The following is an 8,401-nucleotide window of genomic DNA, read 5'->3' on the forward strand; positions in this document are numbered from 1 at the left end:
CCGCAGTTGGCCAGCATCTCCAGGTCCAGCCCGCAGAGCAGGCCGGTGTCATCGAAGCCGACGCGGTAGTGGTAGGCGAAGGGGTGGCGCTTGCCGGTGACCATGAAGTCGTCGTCGCGGTCCAGCCGCAGCTTGACGGGGCACTTGAGCCGGTTCGCGGCGATGGCGGCCCACACCGCCAGGTGGCCGGCCTGCGTTTCCTTGCCGCCGAAACCGCCGCCCATGCGCCGGCATTCGACCGTGACCGCATGGTTGGCCAGGCCCAGCGCGTGCGAGACCCAGTGCTGCACCTCGCCCGGGTGCTGGGTGCTGCTGTAGACCCACCACTGCTGCTGCTCCAGCGGCAGCACGTAGGCGATCTGGCCCTCCAGGTAAAAGTGTTCCTGGCCGCCGACCTCGAACGCGCCTTCCAGCGTGTGCGCAGCGCGCTTGAGGGCCGCCTGCGCGTCACCGCGCTTCACATGCACCGGCGGCAGCACGTAGCTTTCCAGCGCGTGGGCTTCGTGCACCGTCAGCACCGGGTCCAGCGCCTCGATGTCCCACTGCACCAGGCGCGCAGCACGGCGCGCGGTCAGGGCGTCATCCGCCACGATCAGCCCGCCCACCTGGCCCAGGAACTGCACCGTGCCCTGCGCGAACACCGGTTCGTCGTGCGCAAAGGCCGCGAGCGTGTTGTCGCCGGGAATGTCGGTCGCGCCGACGAAGCCGCGCACGCCCGGCAGGGCCAGGGCGGCCGACGGATCAATGCCTTTGAGCCGGCCGTGCGCCACGGGCGAACACACCGGCGCCGCGTGCAGCGTGCCGCGCACCTCGGGGATGTCGTCGATGTAGGTGGCCGCGCCGGCCACCTGGGCGCGGGCGCTTTCATGAAACCGGGACACCCCTGCAGCCGGCGTGACCGGCGCGTTGTCCACCACGAGCTTCAGATCTGGTGCGTTCATGCCAGGGCCCCCACGGTCTTGAGGCTGTCGAGGTTGATGCCCTGCAGGCCCTGGCTTTCGAGCCAGAAGCGCTGCAGCAGGTTGCCCAGCACGGTCTGCCGGTACTGGGCGCTGGCGCGCATGTCACTGATGGGCTGGAACTCGGCGCGCAGCGCGGCGGCGCCGGCCATCACCGTGTCGGCGGTCCAGGGCTGGCCGAGCAGGGCGGCTTCGGTCTGGCGGGCGCGGGCCGGGGTGGCGGCCACGCCACCGGCGCCGATGGACACCTGCTGCACCACGCCGCCTTTGACCGTCATCTGGATCGCCAGGCAGACGGCGGAGATGTCGTCGTCGAAGCGCTTGCTGATCTTGTACACGCGCTCGGTGGCATGTCCGGTGGGCCGGGGCACCTTGATCCAGCACAGCAGTTCATCGGGCCGCATGACGTTGGTGCGGTAGCCGGTGTACAGGTCTTCCAGCCGCAGCTCGCGGTGGGCGATCTCGCCGCCGGTCTTCGTCTTCTTCCATCGCATCAGCACCACGCTGGCCCCCAGCGCGATCAGCAGCGGCATGGAATCGCCGATGGGCGAGCCGTTGGCCACGTTGCCGCCCAGGGTGCCCGAGTTGCGCACCGGCAGGCCGGCGAAGCGCTGGGCAAAGGTCTGCAGCTGGGGCCGTTCTTTCACCAGCGCGGCGAAGGCTTCGGTCAGCGTCACTGCGGCGCCGATGGCGATGTGGTGCGGGTAGGTTTCCACGCGCTGCAGTTCGCGCGCGGCGGTCACGTCCAGCACACGCTCGAAGCGCCGGTGCTGCTTGGTGACCCAGAGACCCACGTCGGTGGTACCGGCCACAACCTGGGCTTTCGGATGCGTCGCGCGGGCCTGCAGCAGACCGGACAGTGTGGTGGGGCGCAGATAGGGTGTTTCCGCAGCTGCCTTGGGTTTGAGCGCCTTGAGCGCCGCCACGGTGGCCGCCTCGTCCACTGCGCAGCCGGCGGGCAGGGGAAGCTGGCCCATTTGCTGCGCCGCGTCCAGGATGGGCCGGTAGCCGGTGCAGCGGCACAGGTTGCCCGACAGGTCGGCCTGCGCCTGCTCGCGCGAAATCCCGTTGCCCCCTTTTTTGTTCTGGTACATGCCGAACAGGCTCATCACGAAGCCCGGCGTGCAGAAGCCGCACTGGCTGCCGTGGCACTGCACCATGGCCTCCTGGGCCGGATGAAGCTCGCCAGACGGCGCTGCGATGTCCTCGGCCGTGTACACCGCCATGCCGTCCACCGAATGCGCCAGGCGAATGCAGCTGTTGATGGCTTTGTAGCGCAGCTGGCCGTTGACCGCCTCGCCCAGCACCACGGTGCAGGCGCCGCAATCGCCTTCGCCGCAGCCCTCCTTCGTGGCGCTCAGGTGCAGGTCTTCGCGCAGCAGGTCCAGCAGGGTGCGGTCGGGGGCCACATCGTGGACCGTCACGGCTTCGCCGCGGCGCAGGAATCTCAGGGTTTGCCCGGGTTTTTTCGCGTTCATGCGGGCCAGCATAGCGCCGACGGGTGTGGCACAACATATGCTCGGACATATGGCCAGAATGCCGGAACCCCCATCCGCGCGCATGAACTCCGGGTATGAAATACGTCTCCATGTTCGACAAGATTGACCTGCACCTGATCCGTGTGCTGTACACCGTGCTCACCGAGCGCAGCGTGTCGCGGGCGGCGCTGCGGCTGGGCATGTACCAGCCAGCGGTCAGTGCATCGCTCAAGCGGCTGCGCGAACTGGCGGGGGACCCTCTTCTGGTGCGTTCGGGCGCCAGCATGGTGCCCACCGTGGCCGGCCTGCGCATGATCGAACCGGCCGCCGAAATCCTGCGCAGCGCCGAGATGCTGTTCTCCGACGCCCGCGCGTTCGACCCGGCCACCGCGCGCCAGACCTTCAGCCTGGCCGCCAGCGACTACCTGGACCCGCTCTTCCTGCCGCAGCTGGTGACGCAGATCAAGTCGCTCGCGCCGAACTGCGGCATCGACATCCACCCGCTCTCGGCCGACGCCGACTACCGCGCCCACCTGGCCCAGGGCCATGTGGACGTGGTGATCGGCAACTGGCCCAAACCGCCGGGCGACCTGCACCTGGGCCGCCTGTTCGGCGACGAGGTGGTCTGCCTGGTGGCGAGCCAGCACCCGGCCGCCCGCCGCGGCTGGGACGTGGAGGCCTGGCTGGCGGCCGAGCACATCGCGCCCACGCCCACCCACCCCGGCGCGCGCGGCTTCATCGACGAACACCAGGCCAGCCAGGGCCTGGTGCGCAACATCACCGCGCGCTGCCCGCACTTCGGGCTGATCCCGGCCATGGTGGCGGGCACCTTGCTGGTGCTGACCACCGGGCGCCAGTACGCCGAGCGTTTCACCGGCGTGCTGCCGGTGCAGGTGCTGGCCTGCCCGGTGCCCTTCCCGCGCATGATGTATTACCAGCTCTGGCACGAGCGCACCCACGCGTCCAACGCCGGGCGCTGGTTGCGCGAGCAGATCAAATCGGTCGCCGCTTCGCTGCGCCGGCCAGAGGCCGAAGCGGCCGCCGCCTGAACCCACACCCACACAACAAGAAGGAGATCGCCTTGACGACCCCCAGATTGCAGCTGACCGGCATCACCAATCGCTAACCTGGCGTGGTGGCCAACAGCAACGTCTCCCTGTCCGTCGCGCCCGGTGAAATCCACGCCGTGCTGGGCGAGAACGGCGCTGGCAAGTCCACGCTGATGAAGATCATCTACGGCTCGGTCAAGCCCGACGAGGGCGCGGTCATGTTCAACGGCCAGCCGGTGCACATCCGCAACCCGCAGGAAGCGCGGGCGCTGGGCATCAGCATGGTGTTCCAGCACTTCAGCCTGTTCGACACCATCACCGTGGCCGAAAACGTCTGGCTCGGGCTGGACAAGTCGCTCACGCTCAACGAGGTGACCGCCAGCATCGACGCCACCGCGGCCGAATACGGGCTGGACATCGATCCCAAGCGCCCGGTGCACACGCTGAGCGTGGGCGAGATGCAGCGGGTGGAAATCATCCGCGCGCTGCTGACCAGCCCGCAACTGCTGATCCTGGACGAGCCGACCTCGGTGCTGACGCCGCAGGCGGTGGAAAAGCTCTTCGTGGTGCTCAAGAAGCTGGCGTCCGAAGGCTGCTCCATCCTTTACATCAGCCACAAGCTGCACGAAATCCGCGAGCTGTGCACCGCCTGCACCGTGCTGCGCGGCGGCCAGGTCACGGGCGTGTGCAACCCGCAGAACGAAAGCAACGCCTCGCTCTCGCGCCTGATGATCGGCGCCGAGCCGCCGGCGCTGCACGCGCGCCCGCTCAACGCAGGCGCCGATGTGCTGCAGGTGCGCGAGCTGACGCTGGCCAGCGACGACCCGTTCGGCACCCACCTGCACCAGATCGCGCTGACGGTGCGCGCCGGCGAGGTGGTGGGCATCGCGGGCGTGTCGGGCAATGGCCAGGGCGAACTGCTGTACGCACTCTCGGGCGAAGACCGGCGCGCGCCGGCCGGCAGCATCCGCGTGCTGGGGCAGGACGCCTCGCGCATGGCGCCGGGCCGGCGCCGCGCCCTCGGCCTGCACTTCGTGCCCGAAGAACGGCTGGGCCGCGGTGCGGTGCCCACGCTGTCGCTGGCGCACAACCTGCTGCTCTCGCGCCGCGACGCGGTGGGCGCGGGCGGCTGGCTCAAGCTCGGCGCGCTCAAGGCGCAGGCCGAAGACATCATCGCCCGCTACAAGGTCAAGGCCAACGGGCCGGGCGCGGCGGCCAAGTCGCTCTCGGGCGGCAATTTGCAGAAGTTCATCGTCGGCCGCGAGATCGAAGCCAAACCCAAGCTGCTCATCGTCAGCCAGCCCACCTGGGGCGTGGACGTGGGCGCGTCGGCGCAGATCCGCGGTGAAATCCTGGCGCTGCGCGACGCGGGGTGTGCGGTGCTGGTGGTCAGCGAAGAACTCGACGAGCTGTTCGAGATCAGCGACCGCCTGCACGTGATCGCCAAGGGGCGGCTGTCGCCTTCGATCAGCCGCGCGGATGCGACGGTGGAGCGCATCGGCGAATGGATGTCGGGCCTGTGGGACGACACCGCACACAACAACAAGAAGGAGTCCGCCCATGCTGCGGCTTGAAGTCCGTCCCCAACCCTCGGCGCGCTGGGGCTATGCCTCGCCGCTGCTGGCGCTGGCCATCACCGTGGTCGTCGGCGTGATCCTGTTCGCGGTGCTCGGCAAAGATCCGGTGCGCGGCCTGCAGGTGTTTTTCTGGGAGCCCATCAAGAGCACCTACGCGCTGTCCGAACTCATGGTCAAGGCCACGCCGCTGCTGATCGTCGCGCTCGGTCTGGCGGTGTGCTTTCGCTCCAACGTCTGGAACATCGGGGCCGAGGGCCAGTACCTGATCGGCGCCATCTTCGCGGCCGGCGTGGCGCTGACGGCCGACAAGAGCACCGGTGGCTGGATCGTACCGGCCATCATCGTGGCGGGCATCGTGGGCGGCATGTTGTGGGCCGCCATCACGGCCCTGCTGCGCGACCGCTTCAACGCCAACGAGATCCTGGTCAGCCTGATGCTGGTCTATGTGGCGGTGCAGGTGCTCAACTACCTGGTCTATGGCCCCTGGAAAGACCCCATGGGCTACAACTTCCCGCAGACCAAGACCTTCGAGTCGGTCACGCAGATCCCCAAGCTCATGCAGGGCTCGCGGGTGAATGTCGGCCTGTTGCTGGCGCTGGCAGGTGTGACCGCGGTCTGGGTGTTCCTGTTCCGCACCTATTCGGGCTTTGCCCAGCAGGTGGGCGGCCTGGCGCCGGCGGCGGCGCGCTACGCGGGCTTTTCCTCGCGCAAGGCGCTGTGGATCGCGCTGCTGACCTCCGGCGGCGCCGCCGGCCTGGCGGGCGCGCTGGAGGTGGCCGGCCCCATCGGCCAGCTCACGCCGTATGTGCCGGCGGGCTACGGCTTTGCGGCCATCATCGTGGCCTTCGTCGGCCGTCTGCACCCGGTGGGCATCGTGTTCTCGGCCATCCTCATGAGCATGTTCTACATCGGCGGCGAACTGGCGCAGTCGCGCCTGGGGCTGCCCAAGTCCATCACCGGCGTGTTCCAGGGTCTGCTGCTGTTCGCGCTGCTGGCCTGTGACACGCTGATCGCGTACCGCGTCGTGTGGAAAAAATAAGGAGTCGTTGACATGGAATCCACCGCACTCCTCATCGCCGCTTCGCTGAACGCCGGCACCGTGCTGGCCATCGCCTCGCTGGGCCTGCTGATCAATGAAAAGGCCGGCATCGTCAACCTGGGGGCCGAGGGCATGATGCTCTGCGCCGCCCTGGCGGGCTTTGCCACCGTGGTGCACACCGGCAGCACCGTGGCCGGCTTTGCCGCCGGCATGGCCGCGGGCGCGCTGCTGGCCGCCATCTTCGGCGCGCTGGTGATCTGGCTCAACACCAACCAGTACGCCACCGGTCTGGCGCTGTCGCTGTTCGGTGGCGGGTTCTCGGCCTTCGCCGGCACGTCGTACGTGCAGGCCAAGCTGCCCGAGCAGAGCCAGTTCGCCATCCCGCTGCTGTCCGACATCCCGTTCGTGGGCAATGCGCTGTTCAAGCAGCACCCCATGGTCTATGCGTGCGTCGGGCTGATGTTCGGGCTGGTCTGGTTCCTCTACCGCACCCGCGCCGGTCTGGTGCTGCGCAGCGTGGGCGAGAGCCCCGAATCGGCCCACGCGCTGGGTTACCCGGTGCGCCGCATCCGCTTGCTGGCGGTGATGGCCGGTGGCGCGCTGTGCGGCCTGGCCGGTGCCTACGTGTCCACCGTGTACACCCCGCTGTGGGTGGAGGGCATGATCGCCGGCAAGGGCTGGATCGCGCTGGCCCTGACCACCTTTGCCACCTGGCGCCCGGCACGTGTCTTGCTGGGTGCCTACCTGTTCGGTGGCGTGACCATGCTGCAGTTCCACTTGCAGGGCATGGGTGTCAACGTGCCCAGCCAGTTCCTGACCATGATGCCCTACCTCGCCACCATCGCCGTGCTCGTGCTGATCTCGCGCAACCCGACCTGGATCCGCATCAACATGCCGGCCTCGATCGGCAAGCCGTTCTACCCCGGTTCATAATCTTTGATTGTTCTGTTTTCTCCACTCCCAACCCTCCAAGAGGTTTCCATGACCGACCTGAACAAGCGTTCCCTGATCAAGCTGGCGGCCCTGACGGCCGTGGCCAGCGCGGCCCTGATCGGCTGCGGCAAGAAGGAAGAGCCGGCGCCCGCGCCCGCCCCGGCCGCGGCCCCCGCCGAAGCCCCCAAGGCCGAGCCGCTGAAGGTGGCTTTCGCCTACGTCGGTCCGGTGGGTGACGGTGGCTGGACCTTCGCGCACGACAACGGACGCAAGGCCATCGAGGCCGAGTTCGGCGACAAGATCGTGACCAGCTTTGTCGAAAACGTGCCCGAGAGCGCCGACGCCGAGCGCGTGCTGCGCGACCTGGCCAGCCAGGGCAACAAGCTGATCTTCGGCACCACCTTCGGCTACATGGAGCCCATGCTCAAGGTCGCGCCCGACTTCAAGGACGTGAAGTTCGAGCACGCCACCGGCTACAAGACGGCCGAGAACATGCGCACCTACGACAGCCGCACCTACGAAGGTGCCTACATGGCCGGCGTGATCGCCGGTGCCATGACCAAGACCAACACCCTGGGTGTGGTGGCCTCGATTCCAATCCCCGAAGTGATCCGCAACATCAACAGCTTCACGCTGGGCGCGCAGTCGGTGAACCCCAAGATCAAGACCAAGGTGGTCTGGGTCAACGGCTGGTTCGACCCACCGAAGGAAACCGAAGCCGCGACCTCCCTGATCAACGGCGGCGCTGACGTGCTGATGCAGAACACCGACTCGTCGGCCGTGCTGCAGACCGCCGAGAAGATGGGCAAGCGTGCCTTCGGCTGGGACAGCGACATGACCGCCTACGGCCCCAAGGCCCACCTGGGCTCGGCCGTGATCAACTGGGGCCCGTACTACGTCAAGGCCGACAAGGACGCGCTGGATTGCACCTGGAGCACCGGCGGTGTGTGGTGGGGCCACAAGGAAGGTGCGATCGACATGGTGTCCATCGCCGAAGACGTGCCCGCCGAAACCAAGGCCAAGATCGACACCGTCAAGGCCGGCCTGAAGGACGGTTCCTTCTCGATCTGGAAGGGCCCGATCGTCGGTCAGGATGGCAAGGAAGTGCTGGCCAAGGACGTGATCGCGGATGACAAGTTCCTGGGCGGCGTCAAGTTCTTCGTCAAGGGCGTGGAAGGCAAAGTGCCGAACTGATGGACTCCCCCCTGCGCCGCTTCGCTCGCCTTGCAGGCCGCAGCATGGGGCAGAGCCCATGCTCCTTCGGGCTGTCCAAACCTGCGCAGGCAGGTTCGGAGCCGCGGCCCTCAGCCCCCCGGCGGGGGGACCACACCAGTGGCCCGGCAAAGCCGGTTCCACGGTGTGTGCT

At 68.0% G+C, this 8,401-nt stretch carries 7 protein-coding genes; 5 read left to right on the forward strand and 2 right to left on the reverse strand.

Annotated features, from left to right (window positions below; genetic code table 11):
• Positions 1 to 941 (reverse strand): molybdopterin cofactor-binding domain-containing protein (locus ACR2JA_RS15475; RefSeq protein WP_434009970.1); only part of this gene is annotated, 941 nt, incomplete at its 3' end.
• Positions 938 to 2,437, reverse strand: a complete 1,500-nt coding sequence (gene xdhA, locus ACR2JA_RS15480) for a xanthine dehydrogenase small subunit (RefSeq protein WP_434009971.1) — start codon at positions 2,435 to 2,437, stop codon at positions 938 to 940. The genes xdhA and ACR2JA_RS15475, both read right to left, overlap by 4 nt.
• A 95-nt stretch (positions 2,438 to 2,532) precedes the next feature.
• Between xdhA and ACR2JA_RS15485 the strand changes: the two genes are divergently transcribed.
• From ACR2JA_RS15485 to ACR2JA_RS15505, 5 genes are all read left to right on the forward strand, one after another.
• Positions 2,533 to 3,486, forward strand: a complete 954-nt coding sequence (locus ACR2JA_RS15485; protein ID WP_434009972.1) for a LysR family transcriptional regulator — start codon at positions 2,533 to 2,535, stop codon at positions 3,484 to 3,486.
• An 83-nt stretch (positions 3,487 to 3,569) separates the two neighbouring features.
• Positions 3,570 to 5,060 carry an ABC transporter ATP-binding protein gene (locus ACR2JA_RS15490; RefSeq protein ID WP_434009973.1) on the forward strand — a complete coding sequence of 497 codons (1,491 nt, stop codon included), beginning with the start codon at positions 3,570 to 3,572 and terminating at the stop codon, positions 5,058 to 5,060.
• A complete protein-coding gene (locus ACR2JA_RS15495; protein ID WP_434009974.1) occupies positions 5,047 to 6,102 on the forward strand; it encodes an ABC transporter permease in 1,056 nt (351 codons plus the stop codon). The genes ACR2JA_RS15490 and ACR2JA_RS15495 overlap by 14 nt, the downstream gene beginning before the upstream one ends.
• 12 nt (positions 6,103 to 6,114) lie before the next feature.
• Positions 6,115 to 7,035, forward strand: a complete 921-nt coding sequence (locus tag ACR2JA_RS15500) for an ABC transporter permease (protein ID WP_434009975.1) — start codon at positions 6,115 to 6,117, stop codon at positions 7,033 to 7,035.
• A 48-nt stretch (positions 7,036 to 7,083) separates the two neighbouring features.
• On the forward strand, positions 7,084 to 8,229 hold the full coding sequence (locus ACR2JA_RS15505; RefSeq protein ID WP_434009976.1) for a BMP family ABC transporter substrate-binding protein: 1,146 nt from the start codon (positions 7,084 to 7,086) through the stop codon (positions 8,227 to 8,229).
• Positions 8,230 to 8,401: the final 172 nt, after the last annotated feature.

This window comes from Hydrogenophaga sp. (genome assembly GCF_051007235.1).
In the GTDB taxonomy this organism is placed as follows: domain Bacteria; phylum Pseudomonadota; class Gammaproteobacteria; order Burkholderiales; family Burkholderiaceae_C; genus Hydrogenophaga.